Source organism: Streptomyces sp. NPDC058683 (assembly GCF_042716195.1).
Classification (GTDB): domain Bacteria; phylum Actinomycetota; class Actinomycetes; order Streptomycetales; family Streptomycetaceae; genus Streptomyces.
Map to the genome: position 1 here is coordinate 1 of NZ_JBHXSK010000102.1, position 18,307 is coordinate 18,307.

Annotated in this window: 19 protein-coding genes and 2 tRNA genes; 4 read left to right on the top strand and 17 right to left on the bottom strand. The window is 70.4% G+C overall.

Annotated features, from left to right (window positions below):
* Positions 1-81 precede the first annotated feature (81 nt).
* Positions 82-154, bottom strand: a tRNA-Ala gene (locus ACFWXC_RS52090).
* A gap of 113 nt (positions 155-267) precedes the next feature.
* Between ACFWXC_RS52090 and ACFWXC_RS52095 the strand changes: the two genes are divergently transcribed.
* The gene (locus tag ACFWXC_RS52095; RefSeq protein ID WP_384491227.1) at positions 268-1,479 is read left to right on the top strand and encodes a glycosyltransferase 87 family protein; all 1,212 of its coding nucleotides are present in this window, start codon (positions 268-270) and stop codon (positions 1,477-1,479) included.
* On the opposite strand, the gene ACFWXC_RS52100 is transcribed toward ACFWXC_RS52095, so the two are convergent.
* The 3 genes from ACFWXC_RS52100 to ACFWXC_RS52110 all read right to left on the bottom strand — a co-directional run bounded on the left by ACFWXC_RS52100 (position 1,458) and on the right by ACFWXC_RS52110 (position 3,407).
* Positions 1,458-1,691, bottom strand: coding sequence for a hypothetical protein (locus tag ACFWXC_RS52100; RefSeq protein ID WP_006136074.1), 234 nt, complete (start codon positions 1,689-1,691; stop codon positions 1,458-1,460). The genes ACFWXC_RS52095 and ACFWXC_RS52100 overlap by 22 nt on opposite strands.
* Positions 1,692-1,694: 3 nt before the next feature.
* Complete coding sequence (locus ACFWXC_RS52105; protein ID WP_107483215.1) at positions 1,695-1,868, bottom strand: hypothetical protein; 174 nt, start codon at positions 1,866-1,868, stop codon at positions 1,695-1,697.
* Between the two features lie 69 nt (positions 1,869-1,937).
* Positions 1,938-3,407 carry an MFS transporter gene (locus ACFWXC_RS52110; protein ID WP_384491230.1) on the bottom strand — a complete coding sequence of 490 codons (1,470 nt, stop codon included), beginning with the start codon at positions 3,405-3,407 and terminating at the stop codon, positions 1,938-1,940.
* 124 nt (positions 3,408-3,531) lie between these two features.
* Between ACFWXC_RS52110 and ACFWXC_RS52115 the strand changes: the two genes are divergently transcribed.
* Positions 3,532-4,443, top strand: coding sequence for a helix-turn-helix transcriptional regulator (locus tag ACFWXC_RS52115; RefSeq protein ID WP_384491232.1), 912 nt, complete (start codon positions 3,532-3,534; stop codon positions 4,441-4,443).
* 60 nt (positions 4,444-4,503) lie between these two features.
* Here the strand turns inward: ACFWXC_RS52115 and ACFWXC_RS52120 are convergent.
* The 7 genes from ACFWXC_RS52120 to ACFWXC_RS52150 all read right to left on the bottom strand — a co-directional run bounded on the left by ACFWXC_RS52120 (position 4,504) and on the right by ACFWXC_RS52150 (position 8,974).
* A tRNA-Ala gene (locus tag ACFWXC_RS52120) sits at positions 4,504-4,576 on the bottom strand.
* Positions 4,577-4,711: 135 nt separating this feature from the next.
* The gene (locus ACFWXC_RS52125) at positions 4,712-5,380 is read right to left on the bottom strand and encodes a histidine phosphatase family protein (protein ID WP_384491234.1); all 669 of its coding nucleotides are present in this window, start codon (positions 5,378-5,380) and stop codon (positions 4,712-4,714) included.
* Positions 5,380-5,823, bottom strand: a complete 444-nt coding sequence (rsfS, locus tag ACFWXC_RS52130; RefSeq protein WP_384491236.1) for a ribosome silencing factor — start codon at positions 5,821-5,823, stop codon at positions 5,380-5,382. Before rsfS ends, ACFWXC_RS52125 begins: the two co-directional genes overlap by 1 nt.
* Before the next feature lie 100 nt (positions 5,824-5,923).
* Positions 5,924-7,660, bottom strand: a complete 1,737-nt coding sequence (locus ACFWXC_RS52135; protein WP_384491238.1) for an LCP family protein — start codon at positions 7,658-7,660, stop codon at positions 5,924-5,926.
* 25 nt (positions 7,661-7,685) lie between these two features.
* Positions 7,686-8,378: a nicotinate-nucleotide adenylyltransferase gene (nadD, locus tag ACFWXC_RS52140; protein ID WP_351748965.1), complete on the bottom strand. Its 693-nt coding sequence runs from the start codon at positions 8,376-8,378 to the stop codon at positions 7,686-7,688.
* Between the two features lie 69 nt (positions 8,379-8,447).
* Positions 8,448-8,615 (bottom strand): hypothetical protein, encoded by a 168-nt coding sequence (locus ACFWXC_RS52145; protein ID WP_351692895.1) that lies wholly within the window; start codon positions 8,613-8,615, stop codon positions 8,448-8,450.
* 197 nt (positions 8,616-8,812) lie between these two features.
* Positions 8,813-8,974 (bottom strand): hypothetical protein, encoded by a 162-nt coding sequence (locus tag ACFWXC_RS52150; RefSeq protein WP_384491241.1) that lies wholly within the window; start codon positions 8,972-8,974, stop codon positions 8,813-8,815.
* Between the two features lie 89 nt (positions 8,975-9,063).
* Between ACFWXC_RS52150 and ACFWXC_RS52155 the strand changes: the two genes are divergently transcribed.
* Positions 9,064-10,203, top strand: coding sequence for a M48 family metallopeptidase (locus tag ACFWXC_RS52155; protein ID WP_384491243.1), 1,140 nt, complete (start codon positions 9,064-9,066; stop codon positions 10,201-10,203).
* Positions 10,204-10,213: 10 nt separating this feature from the next.
* Here the strand turns inward: ACFWXC_RS52155 and ACFWXC_RS52160 are convergent, their stop codons facing one another.
* From ACFWXC_RS52160 to proB, 5 genes are all read right to left on the bottom strand, one after another.
* Positions 10,214-11,284 (bottom strand): hypothetical protein, encoded by a 1,071-nt coding sequence (locus ACFWXC_RS52160; protein ID WP_384491245.1) that lies wholly within the window; start codon positions 11,282-11,284, stop codon positions 10,214-10,216.
* Positions 11,285-11,373: 89 nt separating this feature from the next.
* Positions 11,374-11,985 (bottom strand): hypothetical protein, encoded by a 612-nt coding sequence (locus ACFWXC_RS52165; protein WP_384491247.1) that lies wholly within the window; start codon positions 11,983-11,985, stop codon positions 11,374-11,376.
* Between the two features lie 124 nt (positions 11,986-12,109).
* A complete protein-coding gene (locus tag ACFWXC_RS52170; RefSeq protein ID WP_384491249.1) occupies positions 12,110-13,396 on the bottom strand; it encodes a glutamate-5-semialdehyde dehydrogenase in 1,287 nt (428 codons plus the stop codon).
* Positions 13,397-13,483: 87 nt separating this feature from the next.
* Complete coding sequence (locus ACFWXC_RS52175; protein ID WP_189261483.1) at positions 13,484-13,912, bottom strand: hypothetical protein; 429 nt, start codon at positions 13,910-13,912, stop codon at positions 13,484-13,486.
* A 123-nt stretch (positions 13,913-14,035) separates the two neighbouring features.
* Complete coding sequence (proB, locus tag ACFWXC_RS52180; protein ID WP_384491253.1) at positions 14,036-15,142, bottom strand: glutamate 5-kinase; 1,107 nt, start codon at positions 15,140-15,142, stop codon at positions 14,036-14,038.
* Positions 15,143-15,376: 234 nt separating this feature from the next.
* On the opposite strand from proB, the gene ACFWXC_RS52185 reads away from it, so the two are divergent.
* On the top strand, positions 15,377-16,774 hold the full coding sequence (locus ACFWXC_RS52185) for a polysaccharide pyruvyl transferase family protein (RefSeq protein ID WP_384491251.1): 1,398 nt from the start codon (positions 15,377-15,379) through the stop codon (positions 16,772-16,774).
* A gap of 33 nt (positions 16,775-16,807) precedes the next feature.
* On the opposite strand, the gene ACFWXC_RS52190 is transcribed toward ACFWXC_RS52185, so the two are convergent.
* Positions 16,808-17,968, bottom strand: coding sequence for a glycosyltransferase family 2 protein (locus ACFWXC_RS52190; protein ID WP_384491255.1), 1,161 nt, complete (start codon positions 17,966-17,968; stop codon positions 16,808-16,810).
* Positions 17,969-18,307: the final 339 nt, after the last annotated feature.

An 18,307-nucleotide genomic window follows, 5' to 3' on the forward strand; every position in this document is an offset into this window, starting at 1 on the left:
ACTCTTTTCCTTTTTTACCTTTTTTACCCCCAAACCGTGGAGGGGGGCCCGTCCATCCGGACGGTCCGCCTTCGACTTCTGTGGAGCTAAGGAGAATTGAACTCCTGACCTCCTGCATGCCATGCAGGCGCTCTACCAACTGAGCTATAGCCCCGCGTTTCGCACCGCCGGGCTTCCCTGGCGGCGACGCCAACATTACACGGTCGACAGGGTGCACCACCAAATCGTTTCCGTTCTGTACGGATACGGAGGCTAGTGTCGGACTTCGTGACCGTGATCGTGTTCTCCGAGACCCGGCGCCGGGTGCCGGCGGCCCTGGGGACGTGCCTCTTGTCGTTCACGGCGTTCTGGGCGGCTCAGCGGGCCGCGCACGTGTCGATGATCGACCTGATGGTCTACCGAGCGGAGGGGGCGACCGTTCTCGCGGGCGGCGACCTCTACGCGCTGCGTACGACGGCCGCTCATCTGCCGTCCACCTACCCGCCGTTCGCGGCGCTGCTGTTCACCCCGTTGACGTTGCCGGACGTCCCGACCATGCGGACGCTGGCGACGGCCGGGAACCTCGTTCTTCTGGTGGTGTTCGTGGCGCTTTCGCTGCGGCTCGCCGGGCACGCGCGCGTGGAGGGCGTGCTGTGGGTCGCGGCGGCGGCGGTGTGGTGCGAGCCGGTGTGGACGACCGTGCGCTACGGGCAGGTCAATCTGCTGCTGGCGGTGCTGGTCCTGTGGGATCTGTCACGGCCTCCGGACGAACGGCCGGGCCGCTGGGCGGGGGTGGGCGTCGGGCTCGCGGCCGCGGTCAAGCTGACGCCCGCCCTGTTCGCGGTGTTCCTGCTCGCCACGGGCCTGATGGCACGCCGCTGCGGCCGGGACGGGGGGCCGTGGCTGCGGCACGCGCGCGGGGCGGCCGCCGCCTTCGCGGGGGCGACCCTGCTGGCGGCGGCCGTCCTGCCGTACGACTCGTGGCGGTTCTGGACCGGCATGGTGTTCCGGACGGGGCGGGTGGGGCGGGCCGAGGAGACCGCGAATCAGGCCCTGCGCGGCGTTCTGGCGCGCTTGCTGCACACTCCCGAGCCGGGAGCGCTCTGGACCGCCGCAGCGGCTCTGACGGCCGTCCTGGGGCTCGCGGTGGCGGTCGCTGCGGAGCTGCGCGGCCTGCGGGGCTGGGCAGTGGCCGGGTGCGCGGTGACCGCGCTGCTGATCAGCCCGGTGTCCTGGTCGCACCACTGGGTGTGGTGCGTACCCGTGGTGCTGCTGCTGTGGACGCGCGGGCACCGGACGGTGGCCGCCGGCACCCTGCTGGTTTTCTGCTCGTACGCCCTGTGGTGGGTGCCACACCGGCATGGACGGCCCGAACTGCACCAGAACACCGTCGACTTGACGTTGTCGGCGCTCTACGCGGTCGCCGGACTCCTGTTCCTGGCGCTCGCCCGGACATCGTTGCCGAAGCCGGGCGCCGCTCAGGCCGTGACGAACGAGTAGAACCGCTTGAGCGTGCAGTGCTCCTCGAGAAGACGGCCGTAGATCGGCTCGCCCTCCAGTTCACGGTAGGTCTCGATCGGGTCGCCTTTTATGATCAGCGCCCGAGCGCATTCCTCGCACCAGTACTGGTAGTCGGGGTTGATCGGCTCCATGTCGCGGACGATCGGAGTGCCGCTCCCGCACCAGTCGCACTTCCGCCTGTGTGCACCCATCGATCAGCTCCAGCTGTGGCCGCAGGCCGTGCACACGTAGGAGATCCCGCCGTTGTCGCCCAGTACTTGGGCCACATGTACGGAACCGCAGGAAGGGCAGAGCAGCCGGGTGATCGTATCCCGTATCAACGCCGCACCGAGGAGGTGGCCGCCCTCCTCAAGGATGCTCGCAGGCATCGCTACTCCCTCCCGTCGGGCCGCGCCCCCTTCCGGCCGTTTGATTCTGCCACGGCCGGACCAATACGGTCAGCGACGCCTCAGTACCAGTCCGGACACGGCACCCGCGGCCGCCGTCGCGGCGAGCGCCCATGAGCAGGCTGACAGCGCCTCCGCAGAGGTATACGCCCCCGGCGCCCCAAGTGACTCAAGCCGGTTCAAGAACAGTGTGCCGAATGCGGCGACGCCGATGAGCTGGCCGAGCTGGGTGACGGTCGCCAGGAGGCCGCTGGCGTCCGCCGCGTCCTCGGGGCGCACGGTTGCGAGCGCTCCGGTGAGTGTCGGACTGAAGGCGAGCGCGAGCCCCGCTCCCACGCCGGCGTACGCCGCGTAGAGCTGCGCGCCCCCGTCGCCGCCGTCGTGGAAGGCCAGCCCGACGCCGGCGACGGACAGGGCCGTCAGCGCGAATCCGGCCGGGGTCAGCGCCCGCTGCCAGGAGGCGGGCCACCTGCGCCAGGTCAGGGCGACCGCGCCGAAGACGACGGCGGTCGGCGCGAAGGTGAGTCCGGCACGCAGCGCGCCGTAGCCGAGGCCGCCCTGGACGTGCAGGGTGAGGGCGAAGAGGAGTCCGGCGTTGACGGCCATCACGGCGAGGATGCGGAAGACGGCCAGGCCCATGCCGGGGTGGCGCAGCACCCGGGGTGCGACGATCGGGGCGCCGCCGCGCCGGGCGAGCCGGGACTCGTAAGCGCAGAACAGCGCGAACAGGAGCACGGCGGCCGCCAGGGACAGCCAGGACCACAGCGGCCAGTCCTCGTCCTGGCCGAGCACCAGCGGAACCGTCAGCAGGGACACGGCGGCCCCCAGCAGGACCAGGCCGGGCAGGTCCAGGCCGCGCGCCCGCTCCGGTCCGGATCCGGGACCCGTCGGCAGGACGCGCCTGCCGAGGACGAGGAGTACGGCGCCGACCGGCACGTTGACGAGGAACACCGGCCGCCAGCCGGTGCCGAACAGGTCCGCGCTGACCAGGACGCCGCCGATGGCCTGGCCGGCCGCGGCGCCGACCGCGAGGACCGCCGAGTAGGCGCCGAGCGCCCGGATGCGGGCCTCGCCGGTGAAGGTGCGCTGGATGATGCTGAGGACCTGCGGGATCATCACCGCCGAACCGGCACCCTGCACCAGCCGGAACACGATCAGCTCGGTGGCTCCCTGGGCCAGGCCGCAGGCCAGCGAGGCCGTCGTGAACAGCGCGAGTCCGGCGAGGTGGACCCGGCCGTGGCCGAGCCGGTCGCCGAGGCGGGCGCCGGTGATCAGCAGCACGGAGTAGGTGATGGCGTAGCCGGCCACGACCAGCTGCAGGTCGGCGCCGGAGGCGTGGAGTTCAGAACCGATGGTGGGGGCCGCGACATTCACGATGAAGACGTCCAGCACGGCCATGAACAGGGCCGCGAGGACGACCGCGAGAAGCAGCCGGGGCCGGTTGTCAGTGCCGGGTGCTTCACTTTTCGCAGGGGTTCGAGCGGGTGCGGGACCGGGTCCCGTCCGGGATGTCGTCGTCATGCGTCCGAGCGTGGCGAGGGGCCGGTACGGGTGCCGAGAGCCCGCCGATGCTGGTACTGGCAGCACCTGGCAGCGGGCGGGTGCGGCGCCCACGATGGAGGACGTGACGACGGGGGACGTGACGATGAGGACGACAGCACACCGCCGCAGGCCGGAGCTGGCCGCGTTCCTGCGCAGCAGGCGGGCGCGGGTGACGCCGGCCGACGTGGGGATGCCGCCGGGGCTGCGGCGGCGCACTCCGGGGCTGCGCCGGGAGGAGGTCGCCCAGCTCTCGGGCGTGGGGGTCACCTGGTACACGTGGCTGGAGCAGGGCCGGCCGATCAACGCGTCGCCGCAGGTGCTGGACGCGGTGGCGCGCACGCTGCGGCTGGACGCGCCGGAGCGGGAGCATCTGTACCGGCTGGCGGAGGTGCCGTACGCGGCGGCGCCGGAGGGTCTGTCCCGGTCGGTCGGCGCGGAGGTGCAGGGCATCATCGACGCCCTCGATCCGCTGCCCGCGGTGGTCTACACGTCGCGGTACGACGTGCTGGCCACCAACCCGGCCTACCAGGACCTGTTCCTGGTACCGGAGACCGTGCGGATCGGTGTGCCGAACGTGCTGTGGACGTTGTTCACGGTGTCGGAGGAGGCCTGCCCGGTGGTGCACCGCGAGCGTGAACTGCCGGTGATGGTGGCGACCCTGCGCTCCTGCTACGGCAGACATGTCGGCGAGCCGGCCTGGGAGGAGTTCATACGGGCGTTGTCCGCGGCGAGTGCGTACTTCGCCCGGTTGTGGGCGAGCGGTGCGGTGGCGCAGCCGGGGCCGCGGGTGAAGACGTTCCGTCATAAGGCGGTGGGCGAGCTGCGGATGACGTCGCAGTCGCTGTCGATCGACGGGATGCCGGAGTCCCGGATCGTGGTCTACACGCCGGAGGACGAACGGACGCGGGAGCAGGTCGCGTTGCTGCGGGAGCGCAGGCAGCGGCTGTGGCCGGTGACCGGCGCCGAGGCCGCCGAGATCATCCGGGAATGGAGCACACGAAATCCCGCCCTCTGAAGAGGACGGGATTTCGTCACCGATCTTTGACAACTCGACAGTGTGTGGAGTGTCGATCTGTGGAGCTAAGGAGAATTGAACTCCTGACCTCCTGCATGCCATGCAGGCGCTCTACCAACTGAGCTATAGCCCCTCGTGTTCTTCCCGTCTTTCCTCTCGGCGGGGCGAACAAGAAGAACTTTAGCCTGCGACCTGCCGGAAAGTGAAATCCGGGTCCCGGGGCGGGACGGGCGGCCGGAAGACCGTCGGCCGACGGCCGAAAAGGCTCTCAGTCGTCGTCGCCGAGGACGGGCTCCGGGAGGGTGCCCGCGTTGTGCTCCAGGAGCCGCCAGCCGCGGGCGCCTTCGCCGAGCACGGACCAGCAGCAGTTGGTGAGGCCGCCGAGGCTCTCCCAGTGCTGGGACTCCAGGCCGAGGAGGCGGCCGATGGTGGTGCGGATGGTCCCGCCGTGGCTGACCACCACGAGGGTGCCGTCCTCGGGGAGCTTCTCGGCGTGCCGGAGCACGACGGGGGCGGCCCGGTCGGCGACCTCGGTCTCCAGTTCGCCGCCGCCGCGGCGGACCGGCTCGCCGCGCTTCCAGGCGGTGTACTCGTCGCCGTGGCGGGCGATGATCTCCTCGTGGGTGAGGCCCTGCCACACGCCCGCGTAGGTCTCGCGCAGCGCCTCGTCGCGGATCACGTCGAGGCCGGTGAGCTCGGCGAGCTGGGCGGCCGTGTCGGATGCCCGCCGCAGGTCGGAGGAGACGATCGCGTCGGGGTTCAGGGAGGCGAGCAGGCGGGCCGCGCGGCGGGCCTGGCCGATGCCGGTCTCGGTGAGCTCGACGTCGGTGGAGCCCTGGAAGCGGCGCTCCACGTTCCAGAGGGTCTGGCCGTGCCGCCACAGGATGATGCGGCGGCCGCGGCCCTTGCGGTCGGTGACCTCGCCTGTGGCGCTCATCACCAGTCCCCGCCCGGCTCGCCGGCGTCCTCGACGGCCTTCAGCTCGGCGTGGGCCGCGGCCTTGCCGCGGGTGGCCTTGGCGTCGGCGGGCAGCTCGATCTCGGGGCAGTCCTTCCACAGCCGCTCAAGGGCGTAGAAGACGCGCTCCTCGCTGTGCTGGACGTGGACGACGATGTCGACGTAGTCGAGCAGGATCCAGCGGGCATCGCGGTCGCCCTCGCGGCGCACCGGCTTGGCGCCGAGTTCCTTCTGCAGGCGCTCCTCGATCTCGTCGACGATCGACTTGACCTGGCGGTCGTTGGGCGCGGAGGCCAGCAGGAAGGCGTCCGTGATCGACAGGACGTCGCTGACGTCGTAGGCGATGACGTCGTGGGCGAGCTTGTCGGCGGCCGCCTGGGCGGCGGCGGTGATGAGCTCGAGGGAACGGTCGGTGGCGGTCACTACATGGCTTTCCGTCGGCGGTCGATTGACCTCAAGGGTCTCACGGACCGCCGGGCGCACCCCACGTGATAAGCGCGTCACGTGGGGTGCGGGGGCGTGCTCAGGAGGAGGACGGCTTGTAGTCCTGGCCGAGGACGACCGAGACGTCGGCGCCCGAGCCGACCGTGCCCTTGGCGACGGTGCCGGTGCCCAGGCCGAGGGTCTTGGCGACCTCGGTGGCGTTCTCCTTGTCGGCGGCGTCGGAGTACAGCACCTTGGAGGTGGCCTGGGTGCCGGAGGCCGTGCCGCCTTCCAGGAAGGTGTAGCCGCCGTTGACAAGGACCACGCGGGCCTTGTCGGTGTTGTCCTTGGTGCCGGTGGCGTTCTGGACGGAGACCCGGACCGCGGAGTCCGCGGAGGGGCTCTTGGCGGCGCCGCCGAGGATGTCCTTGACCACGCTGGAGCTGGTCTGGGCGCTGAGGGTGCCGTCGCTCTGCACGGGCAGCAGGGCGGTCTTGTAGTCGCCGCCCTTGGCGAGGTCGGCGAGCTTGGCGAGGAAGGTACCGAGGTCCTTGTCGGTCAGTGAGGGGTCGAGGATCTGCGCGAGGGTCTGCACGGTGACCGTGGCGGCCTGGGAGTCGGAGGACATCTTGCGCAGCACGCCCTGCATGACCTGCCCGAACCGCTCCAGCTGGGCGTTCTGGGCCTCGCCGGAGGCGCGGTAGGTGGCGTAGGCGACGGCGGCCTTGCCGCTGAGGGTCTGGTCCTTGCCCTTGTGGACCAGGGGTGCCTCGCCCTTCTTCTTGGCGTCCGGGTCGGGGACGTCGGCGTTGGTGGCGATGTCGATGTTGCCGACGAGTTCGACGAGGTTCTGCAGGTAGGGGGTGTCCAGGCGCCAGGTGCCCTCGATGCTGGTGCCGAGGACGGTGTCGAGCTGGTCGCGGGTCCCGGAGGAGCCGTCGTCGCCGACGGACTTGGCGAGGGTCGTGGTGGTGCCGTCGTCGTCGGTCATGGCGAGCGAGTTGGGCAGCAGGACTGTGGTGCCCTGTTTGGTGGTGGTGTTGTCGACGAGCAGCGCGGTCGAGGTGCCGCCGCCGCTGGTGTTGTGCAGGTGGACGACGACCACGTCGCGTTTCTGGGCGGCCGCGGACGCCGTCGTGCCGCCCTTGGAGCCGGAGGAGGACAGGCCGGGCAGCTTTCCGGCGTACCAGAGGTAGCCGGCGCCGCCGACGGCGACCAGGGCGAGGACGACGACCAGGGCGATCATGCGGCTGCGGGCGCGGCGCTTGGCCTCCTCGCGGCGCTCGGTGCGGTTCTCGGTGAAGTTCAGCCAGTCGATGACGTCCTCGGAGTCACCGTCCGGGGCCTCGACGAACGCGAACTGCTCGGTGTGGTAGTCCCGGTCGTCCCCGGGGGCCTGCCGGGGAACGGCGGGTTCCCCGACGGGCCCGGCCTGCTGCGGGATGTGCGCGGTCTGCTCGGCGACCCGGGGCTGCCGGCCGCTGGTGGCGGCCTGCCCGTAGGGGTCGTAGGCGGCCTGGCCGCCGGTGCCGTACGGGTCGTAGGCGGGCGTGACCGGCTGCTGCCCGGTGTCGTGAACGGGAGGGACGGGAGCCTGCTGCCCCGTGTCGTACGACGGCGGGCCCTGCCCCTGCCGTCCGGGGTCGTAGGGCTGCGTGCCCTGCCGGCCGTCTCCGGCGTACGGGTCGTACCCGTAGCCCTGTCCGGCGTACGGGTCGTACGTCTGCTGTTGCTGTTGCTGTGCCGGGATCTGGCGGTACACCGGTTGACCGTACTCGTCGTAGCCGACGAGTTCGTACTGGTCGCTTCCGTAGCCCGCGTCGTATCGGTCGTTCACCGGTGCCCCTCTCGGCTCACTCGCCTCACTCGCCGCGGTACAGCTCGCGCTTGTCGATGTAGCGCACGACTCCGTCCGGCACCATGTACCAGATGGGGTCGCTCTTGGCGACTCTCGCACGGCAGTCTGTGGAGGAGATGGCGAGCGCGGGAACCTCCACCAGCGAGACGCCGCCCTCCGGGAGACCGCGGTCGGTCAGCTGGTGGCCGGGCCGGGTGCAGCCGATGAAGTGGGCCAGGGAGAAGAGTTCCTCCGAGTCCCGCCAGGTGAGGATCTGGCCGAGGGCGTCGGCGCCGGTGATGAAGAAGAGGTCGGCGTCGGGGTTGAGGGCGCGCAGATCGCGCAGGGTGTCGACGGTGTAGGTGGGTCCGCCGCGGTCGATGTCGATACGGCTGACGGAGAACTGCGGGTTCTCCGCGGTCGCGATCACCGTCATCAGATAGCGGTCCTCGGCCGGTGAGACCTTGCGGTGGGTCTTCTGCCACGGCTGCCCGGTCGGCACGAACACCACCTCGTCGAGGTGGAACTGGGCGGCGACCTCGCTGGCCGCCACGAGGTGTCCGTGGTGGATCGGATCGAACGTCCCGCCCATCACACCGAGGCGGCGTTTGCCGGTGTGCGCGGGGCCCGCGGGGGTGTACCGCGGGGTCGTCACCGTGTCCTCGGCGGCATCGGCCGCGTCATTCGCCGGACCGGTAGGCATGTCCTGCTCTCCCATGCGTGCAGACCCTACCGGCCCGGCCCGTGGGCCCCGCCCCGAGGACGGGTGCCGGGCTCGGCCGCCGGCTCAGCGGTCGCGGTTGAAACGGGTGGTGATCCACAGCAGGAGCAGCAGGATGATGAACGCGCTGCCACCGGTGACGAGCGGGTTGAGGCTGTTGTGGTTGCCGCCGTGCTCCTCGCCCTCGGCGGCGAGGGTGACCAACTGGGCAGCGGCGCTGTGAAGATTCATCATCTGCGGCAGGACCTATCGCGTGTGGACGGGATAAAGACGTCGGCCCATCGTATGCGGGCGGCCCGGCAACGATCACGCCGACTCCTCCGTTGAGCCGACTCCTCGGGTCCGTCGGGCCGACTCCTCGGGTCCGTCGGGCCGGCTCCCCGCTCACGCCGGCTCCATCGGCCACACCGGGCTGGAACGATCCCGGCGGCTCAGTCGTCCTTCTGTCTGTACCCGCGCAGCAGGAACCAGGCGGTCAGCCCGCAGCCCAGGAACATGACGATCAGAACGACCCTCAGCAGGTCGCCCGAGCCCTGTTGCTGGGCGGCGCTCGCGGCCTGGGTGAGCCAGGCGGCTCGGGGGTGGTGCTCCATGAGGCACTCCTTCGGCTGTACTGCCCGTCCACGGTATCTCCGCCTAGGCTGGGCCCTGCTTCGGGGGCACGGTGGGCACACTCACGCACATGGGGGATGACATGTCCGACGACGGCCACGAGCGACACGGGCACGAGCGGGTGCCGAGCAGGCAGCGCAGGCGGTTCCCGGGGATCTCCTCGCGCGCGTACGAGCATCCGGCCGACCGTTCGGCCCTGGTGGCGCTGCGCAAGCTGAGCGGCTTCGACACGGTCTTCAAGGCGCTCAGCGGGCTGCTTCCGGAGCGGAGCCTGAGGCTGCTGTTCCTGTCCGACTCGGTCCGTGTGTCGGACCAGCAGTTCGCACACCTGAACGACATGCTGCGGGACGCCTGTTACATCCTGGACCTGGAGAAGGTCCCGCCGATGTACGTCAACCAGGACCCGCAGCCCAACGCGATGTGCATCGGCCTGGACGAGCCGATCATCGTCGTCACCACCGGGCTCGTCGAGCTGCTCGACGAGGAGGAGATGCGTGCGGTCGTCGGGCACGAGGTGGGGCACGCACTGTCCGGGCATTCGGTGTACCGCACGATCCTGCTGTTCCTGACGACCCTGGCGCTGCGCGTCGCCTGGATCCCGCTGGGCAATCTCGCGATCATGGCGATCGTGACGGCGCTGCGGGAGTGGTTCCGCAAGTCGGAGCTGTCCGCCGACCGGGCGGGGCTGCTGGTGGGACAGGATCCGCGGGCCTCGATGCGCGGGCTGATGAAGATCGCGGGCGGCAACCATCTGCACGAGATGAACGTGGACGCGTTCCTGCAGCAGGCCGAGGAGTACGAGGCCGGCGGCGATCTGCGCGACTCGGTGCTGAAGATCCTGAACGTGCTGCCGCGCTCGCACCCCTTCACCGCGGTCCGTGCGGCCGAGCTGAAGAAGTGGGCCGAGTCCCGCGACTACCAGCGGATCATGGACGGTCACTATCCGCGGCGGGACGGGGACAAGGACACCTCGGTCAGCGACTCGTTCAAGGAGTCGGCGGCGAGTTATGCGAGCGATGTGAAGAGCTCCAAGGACCCGCTGATGAAGCTGGTCACGGACATAGCGGGCGGGGCCGGCGGCCTGGGCGGCCGGGTCAAGCGCGGCTTCGAGGGGTTCACGAGCGCGTCGACCCCCAAGGACGCCGGCGCGAAGGACGCGCCGTCGCAGGACGGTCCCGCGCAGGAGGCTCCCCCGCGGGACGAGGAGTAGCGGGGGCTCGTCAGACCTTCGGTTCGGCCCCGGCGGCCAGCGTCCCGCACAGGGCGGTGGCGCTGTCCGTGGCGTACGGGTCGGTGCCCGCCGGGCCGCCCGCCTTGGCGCTCTCGCCGGCCAGCAGCGGGTGCAGGTGGTCGGCGGAGTCCCCGGCGCAGGACAGCGGGCCGGCCTGGACGTAGGAGACGACCAGCTGGGTCTGGCGCAGGCGCAGGTCGTCCCGGTCGAAGCGGAAGGTCAGCTCGCGGCGGACGGTGAACAGGGAGACCTGGGCGCCGGCCGGGGCGCCGGTGGCCCGCAGCGCGTAGACGACGGTGTGGTCGGCGGTGACCTCCAGGGTGGCCGAGTCGGTCTCGGTGGCCTGCATGCTGCCCTGGATTCGGATCTTCGGATCGGCGAGCTCGGCGCGGGTGGGGTCGAAGCGGACCAGCCATCCGGTGGGTGCGTGCCGGCCGTCCGCCGCGGGGTGGTCGAGGCTCTGGTCGAACTGGTCGAGCTGCCCGGGGTCGAGCAGCACGCGCGCGGGCCGCACCTCGCTGCTGTCGAGGACCTCGGGGTAGAGCGCGGAGCGGACGATGTAGTCCTTGGCCGTGGTCAGGGCGGTGACGACCTGGCTGTCGGAGAAGTGCGCGGTGCTGCGGGCGGGCGGCAGCGGTATCCCCTCGGCGCCGACCTCGTACTGTGCGGCGGGGCTGTGTGCGAACAGGGTCTCCGCGTCCGCGGCGCCGGGCACCTTGCCCTGCGGGGCGAGCGGGACGACGGTCATCCGCAGGGGTTCGACGGGCCGCTGGGCCTCCTGGGCGCCGTAGGGGTGGCGGACGCCCATGTAGATCGCGGTGCCGAAGGCGACGAGGATCAGCAGGACGAGGATCAGGGCCTGCCGGGTGAGGCCCCGGCGCAGGGGCGGGCGGCGGCGTACGGCGGGCGCGTGGTCGGTCATGCGTTCGCGCGCGGAGGATTCCTGGAGGCGGGCAGCGCGAACGAACGATTCGTCGAAGACGACGGATCGGTATTCGTCCTCTCCACCCACGGGGCCGCCCTCGGGTGTCCCCTCGGGTGGGTCCACAGGCCCGCCCATACTCTCAGAGTAGGTCTCGGAAGCCTCAGGTAAACGCCCAGCTACACGACAACTTCTGACAGGTTCTCACCAGAACGGGCAATCGCCGCTCAGGGGGTGCGCGGGACCGCGGAGACCGCCGACTGGGCGGGCTGGGAGTACTCGGCGGACGCGGAGGGTGCCGCCGCCGTGCCCTGTTCCAGGCCGGTGGAGGGGGGCCTGGGCACCTGGTCGCGGCTGCCGCCCGAGGAGGCGCCGCGGTAGACCGCCGCGAAGGCCAGCGCGACCATGCCGATGCCCATGACGACGGCGAGCACCCAGGCGACGGGTCGGTGCCAGCGCACGTGCTTGCCGTACGTCCCCCCGGTGCCGTACCGGTCTTCGAGTGCGTCGGGGTCGTCCAGGTCGTCGAGGTCGGCGCTGTGGCCGAAATCGGAGCCGTCGGGGCCGTGGCCGTCGTCGTAGCGCTCGCCTCTGGCATGGGCGCGGCGGGCCTCGGCTTCGGAGGCCTCGGCTCTGGCCTGGGCGGCGGCAAGGAGGCGTTCGACGGCGGTCGGCTCGTGGATCACGGCCGCCTTCACGAAGGCCTCGTCGAAGACCACGGCGTCGAACTCTTCGTCCGACATCCCGCGGTCATGGTCGTCGTCGGGCTCCCAGCCGTCAGGGAACGGCGTGCCCCCCACGTCCTCCGGCACGGATCCAGAGTAGACCTGGGGGGTCAATTTGGGCAGACGGTATGGAAATTCATAGCACCTGTGAGACGCCTCTCACGCCTGCGCGGGGCCGCTGTACGCCCTTCCGCGCGCCCGCACGCCGTGGGGCGTGCGCGGTGGGGCCGTACGGGTGTCAGCGGCGGATGTGGCCGTCACCGGTGACGATGTACTTGGTGCTGGTCAGCTCCGGCAGGCCCATGGGGCCGCGGGCGTGCAGCTTCTGGGTGGAGATGCCGATCTCGGCGCCGAAGCCGAACTGGCCGCCGTCGGTGAAGCGGGTGGAGGCGTTCACGGCGACGGTGGTGGAGTCGACCAGCTGGGTGAAGCGGCGGGCGGCCTGCTGGGAGGTGGTGACGATCGCCTCGGTGTGCCCGGAGGTCCACAGCCGGATGTGTTCGACGGCCCGGTCCAGGGAGTCGACGACGGCGGCGGCGATGTCGTACGACAGGTACTCGGTCTCCCAGTCCTCAGGGACGGCCTCGACGACGGTCGCCTTGGAGTCCTTGGCATAGGCCAGCACGCGTTCGTCGGCGTGGACGGTGACGCCGGCCTCGGCGAGGGCGTCCAGGGCGCGCGGCAGGAACTCGGGGGCGATGTCCTCGTGGACGAGGAGGGTCTCGGCGGCGTTGCAGACACTGACCCGCTGCGCCTTGGAGTTGATCAGGATGTCGATCGCCATGTCGATGTCCGCGTGCGCGTCGACGTAGACGTGGCAGTTTCCAGTGCCGGTCTCGATGACGGGGACCTTGGACTCCATGACGACGGTCTGGATGAGGGAGGCGCCGCCGCGCGGGATGAGGACGTCGACCAGGCCGCGGGCGCGCATCAGCTCGTGGACGGACTCGCGGCCCTCTCCCGGCACCAGCTGGACGGCGTCCGCGGGCAGCCCGGCGCCGCCTACGGCGTCGCGCAGGACGCGGACGAGGGCGGTGTTGGACTCGTAGGCGGAGGCGGAGCCGCGCAGCAGGACGGCGTTGCCGGACTTCAGGCAGAGGGCGGCCGCGTCGACGGTGACGTTCGGGCGGGCCTCGTAGATGATGCCGACGACGCCGAGCGGGACACGGACCTGGCGCAGGTCGATGCCGTTGGGGAGGGTGGAGCCGCGGACCACTTCGCCGACCGGGTCGGGCAGCTTCGCGACGTCACGGACGTCGGAGGCGATGGCACGGACCCGCTCCGGGGTGAGGGTGAGGCGGTCGACGACGGATTCGCTGGTGCCGTTCTCGCGGGCCTTGGCGATGTCCTTGGCGTTGGCCTCGACGATCTCGCTCGTACGGACCTCCAGGGCGTCCGCGATGGCGAGCAGCGCGTCGTCCTTCACGGCACGCGGCAGCGGCGCGAGGTCGGCGGCGGCGGCCTTGGCACGGTAGGCGGCCTGGGTGACCGGGGACATGGCGTCGTACGGCGAGAGCGTGGTCATGGGGGAAGGGTAGTGCGCGCGCGTGCCCCGTTCATGGGTTGTTCCATACCGCGAGACGGGATCAAAAGGGGGCAATCACGGTCGTCGTCAGAACGGGTGGATACCGACCGGTGTCGCCGGTGGCGGACCGTAGCCCTCGGCGATCCGCTGGTGGTAGGTGGTGCGGTCGATGACCTCCAGGCCGACGATCTCCCAGGCGGGCAGTCCGGCGGTCTGGCGGTGCTCGCCCCACAGGCGCAGCGCGACGGCGGCGGCGTCGTGCAGGTCGCGGGCCTCTTCCCAGTAGCGGATCTCGGCGTGGTCGCAGGCGTAACGGCTGGTGAGGAGGAACGGGTGGTCGTGGGCCAGTTGTTCGAGTCCGCGGCGCAGTTCCGGCAGGGGGACCTCGGCACCGCAGACGCTGAGGGTGACGTGCCACAGACGGGGCAGGTCCTTCGGCTCCTCGTAGGTGTCCCCGGCCGCGACGCTCGTCAGAGCACCACGGGACGCCGCAGCCCCAGGGCGCACTCGTCTCACGACGGCCTCCTTCAGCTGTGCTCGTGCGGAACTGGTCCTGAGACAAAGTTGAGCAGGCCGCAAGGGATCGTGTGGCGGTTTTACGGAACGTCCCCCACCGGGGTCCGTCGTTACGCCCCGTTTTTACGGGTGCAGGATCACCAGGTCGTCCCTGTGTACGACCTCGCGTTCGTACGCCGGGCCCAGCTCGCGCGCCAGCTCCCTGGTCGAACGCCCGATCAGCTGGGGGATCTCCTTGGCGTCGAAGCTGACGAGTCCGCGGGCGACCGCGTGTCCTGCGGTGTCGCGCAGCTCGACCGGGTCGCCCGCGGCGAACTCGCCCTCCACGGCGGCGATTCCGGCCGGCAGCAGCGACTTGCGGCCCTGTACGACCGCGCGGACGGCGCCGTCGTCGAGGGTGAGCGAGCCCTGCGGGGTGGAGGCGTGCTGGAGCCACAGGAGGCGCTCTGCGGACCGTTTGCCGGTGGGGTGGAAGTAGGTGCCGGTGTCGCCGCCGGAGAGCCCGTCGGCGGCGCGGACGGCGCTGGTGAGGACGACGGGGATGCCCGCGGCGGCGGCGATCCGGGCGGCCTCCACCTTGGTGACCATGCCGCCGGTACCGACGCCGGCCTTCCCGGCGCTGCCGATCTCGACGCCCGCGAGGTCCTGCGGGCCCTTCACCTCCGCTATCCGCGAGGTGCCGGGCCTGCCGGGGTCGCCGTCGTAGACGCCGTCGACGTCGGAGAGCAGGACCAGGAGGTCGGCGTGGACGAGGTGGGCGACGAGGGCGGCGAGGCGGTCGTTGTCGCCGAAACGGATCTCGTCGGTGGCGACGGTGTCGTTCTCGTTGACGACCGGCAGGGCGCCCATCGCGAGGAGTTTGTCGAGGGTGCGGGAGGCGTTGCGGTGGTGGGCGCGGCGGCTCATGTCGTCGGAGGTGAGCAGGACCTGGCCGACGCGGACGCCGTAGCGGGCGAAGGAGGCGGTGTAGCGGGCGACGAGCAGGCCCTGGCCGACGCTGGCGGCGGCCTGCTGGCGGGCGAGGTCCCTGGGGCGGCGGCGCAGCCCGAGCGGGGCGAGTCCGGCGGCAATGGCGCCGGAGGAGACGAGGACGACCTCTTTCTCTCCGCCGCTGCGGCTCTTGGCAAGGACGTCGACGAGCGCGTCGACCCGGTCGGCGTCCAGACCGCCGGAGGCGGTGGTCAGTGAGGAGGAACCCACCTTGACGACGATCCTGCGGGCCTCGCTCACGGCCTGCCTTGCGCTTGCCACGTCCTGTCCCCACTTCCTTGCGCGTGGCAGCAATCTACGCGAAGCGGATGCGCGGGGGACGCGGCCGTCCAGCCTCCGGACAGGAGCACACACGGGCGCTGCGTAACCACTCCCTCACGTCCCGCTCATGGCAAAAAGGTTGCACTGACTGCTTATAGAAATTGAAGCAAACGCAAAGTTAATTTGAAGTTTGTGTCATCTAAAGTTCGCAGCGTGAAGCGCATCCTCCTCAGATCGGGCAAGAGTCCCTACGACGTCGTCACCGTCGAGGAGGCCCTGCACCGGGACGTCATAGCTACCAACTCCGGCAACCTGATCTTCAGCGATGCCGCACACAAGATTCTCGAGACCCCGGACACCGAGGTCATCTCGAACGGCATGCCCTCCGACGTCTCCGCCGCCGCGCGGATCAACGACGAGTACGACGCCTTCGTCATCCCGCTCGCCAACGCCTTCCGGCCGTCCTTCGAGAGCGCGTTGAAGCGGATGACCCGGCTGATATCGAAGCTGAAGATCCCGGTTGTCGTGCTCGGTGTGGGTGCGCAGACCGGAGTCGGCTACAACGCGGACCGGCTGAAGCGCATCGAGCCGACCGTGCGGGAGTTCTGCGCGGCGGTGCTGGAGCGCAGCGCGTCGATCGGCGTGCGGGGCGAGTTCACCGAGCAGTACCTGAGAAGCATGGGCTTCAAGGATGTCGAGATCATCGGCTGTCCTTCGCTGTTCCTGTACGGCGACCGGCTCCCGGTGCACAAGAGGGCGCTGGAGTTGACGCCGGATTCGCGGATCGCGATCAACGGCTCGCACAGCGCGGTACGCACGCAGGGCCTGGACCGGATCATCACGCGCACCCACGAGCGCTACCCGTATCTGCGGTTCGTCGGCCAGAACCTCAGTGACGCGCGGCAGCTGCACTGGCGGGACCTGTCGGACCCGAACGCCGCGGTGACCGCGATGCCGACCCACCCGGACCATCCGATGTTCCGTGAGGACAAGGTGCGGGTCTACGTCGACCCGGTCACCTGGATCGACGATCTGCGGTCTTTCGACTTCTCCTTCGGTTCACGCATCCACGGCAACATCGCGGCGCTGCTCGCCGGCACACCGGCCACCGTGCTGTGCGGCGACTCGCGGACGCTGGAGCTGTGCCGTTACTTCGAGATCCCGCACCTGCGGCTCGACCAGGCGGTCAAGGATCCCGATTCGGCGGACCCGGCGAAGCTGTACGCGGAGGCGGACTTCGGCGGGCTGGTCGGCGGCCACCGGGAGCGCTTCGAGCGGTTCACCGGGTTCCTCGACCGTAACGGCCTGGAGAACACCTTCACGCACGGCGACGGCGGCGCGGCCTTCGAGGAGCGGATGCGCGCGCTGACGTTCCCGGCGGGCATCCGACCCTGGAACGAGGCGGATCTCGCCTCGCTCACCTCGCGGTTCGGCTGGCTGCACAGCCGTATCGACGAACTGTCGCTCGACAACGTCAGGCTGCAGAAGGAACTGGCGCGCGCGGGGGCCCGCACCAAGGCGGCGGTCGTCGTGCCGCCGCCCTCGGTCTACCGGCGGGCCCGGCGGGCCGTGGGCAAGCCGATCCGGCGGGCGCTGGGGACGGGCCAGTAGGCCGACCGGCCTGACCGGGCGCCGGGCGCCCGGTCAGGCAGCCGCCGCCTTGACTCCCCGTGCCGGCAACGATCTGCGGAGCCTGCGCAGGGCGCGCCGCAGGAAGGTGTTGGCCGCGTCCTCCCGGTAGCCCGCGACGGCGCGGGCCTCGCGGGCTTCGGCGAGGTAGATCCAGTCGGGAACGCCTGCCGCCCTGGAGCGGAAGTGCGGGTAGGAGAAATAGACGCGGGTGCCGCGCTTCTCCAGCAGTGCCCCGGCCTGCTTCTTGGAGCGTACGAACTCGACGACGTCCAGGAGGAGGTCGGGGCGCTGTACGGCGACCAGGTGGAGTCGCAGCCGTTCGTGGACCCTGAGGCGGCGGGCGATCTCCGGATTCCAGTGGGCGTCCATCAGCGGCTTGGCCAGCTCCAGCTTCTTCCGGCGGATTTCGTCGCTGTCCTTGAGGAACTTGGGACCGAACTGCGGGAGCAGGGTGACCAGGAACGGCCGGACCATGAGCGTGTCACGACGCGGTCCGGCCGGGACCATGCCGGCGATCAGGTTCATCAGGGCACGTGCGGAGTCGAAGCGGAGGGTGTAGCTGCCGCTCTTGGTGACGTGTTTGCCGTCCTCGCGGCCGACCAGGTAGTAGCAGGGGTAGTCGGCGACCACGGAGACGCCGTCGGCGCGCAGATAGGCCTCCATGGTGAACAGCGCGTCCTCGCCGGTCCACAGGGACTCGTCGAAACGCATGCCGTGCTGTTCGAGAAGTGCGCGGCGGAACAGTTTCTGCGCGCTGAGCGTGAACTTGATGTTGGACGAGAAGACGTCGGTGCGGTCGAGCGTCCGGCCCCACATGGACCGCGGGGGTGTGCGGTTGATCCCCTCGACCTTGCCGAGGACGACGTCCGTGTTGTTCTTGTCGGCCATGGCGACCATGCGGGCCAGGGCCTCGGGGCCGAGCCGGTCGTCGGCGTCCAGGAAGAACACATAGCGGCCGGCGGCCTTGGCGAGGCCGACGTTGCGGGGGCCGCTGGGGCCGCCCGAGTTCTCCTGGCGGATCACGGTCACCGGCATGGCCGCACGGTCCGCGAACTCCTCCAGGTACTCCCCCGTGCCGTCGGTGGAGCCGTCGTCGACGGCGATGACCTCCATGCGTGCCGGGTCGAGGGTCTGGCCCTCCACGGAGGCCAGGCATTCGACGAGATACGGCATCGCTTCGTACGCCCCGATGATCACAGTCACATCAGGCTGCGCAACGACGGTCACGTTTCCCCCTAGTCAATGGTGCGTTCCCCCTGCGTCACCTCGATCGCAACGTGTTAGATGACCGGTCGGCACAACCGGTTGCCTTCGAGCACACTTCCAGTGGCGCATGTCACATGACGAGCAGCAAGCCGTGCGGTGTACAGCGGGTTACGTCGGACAGTACGGACGCGCGGTAAGAGCTGCTCACCGGAAACCGCGAAGCATCGGTAAGAAGAAACGACGTGAACGGCTAAGCAGAGGTAAGAAGTCGAGCCCAGGGGAACGCCGAGGGGGCTCGGTCCCGGG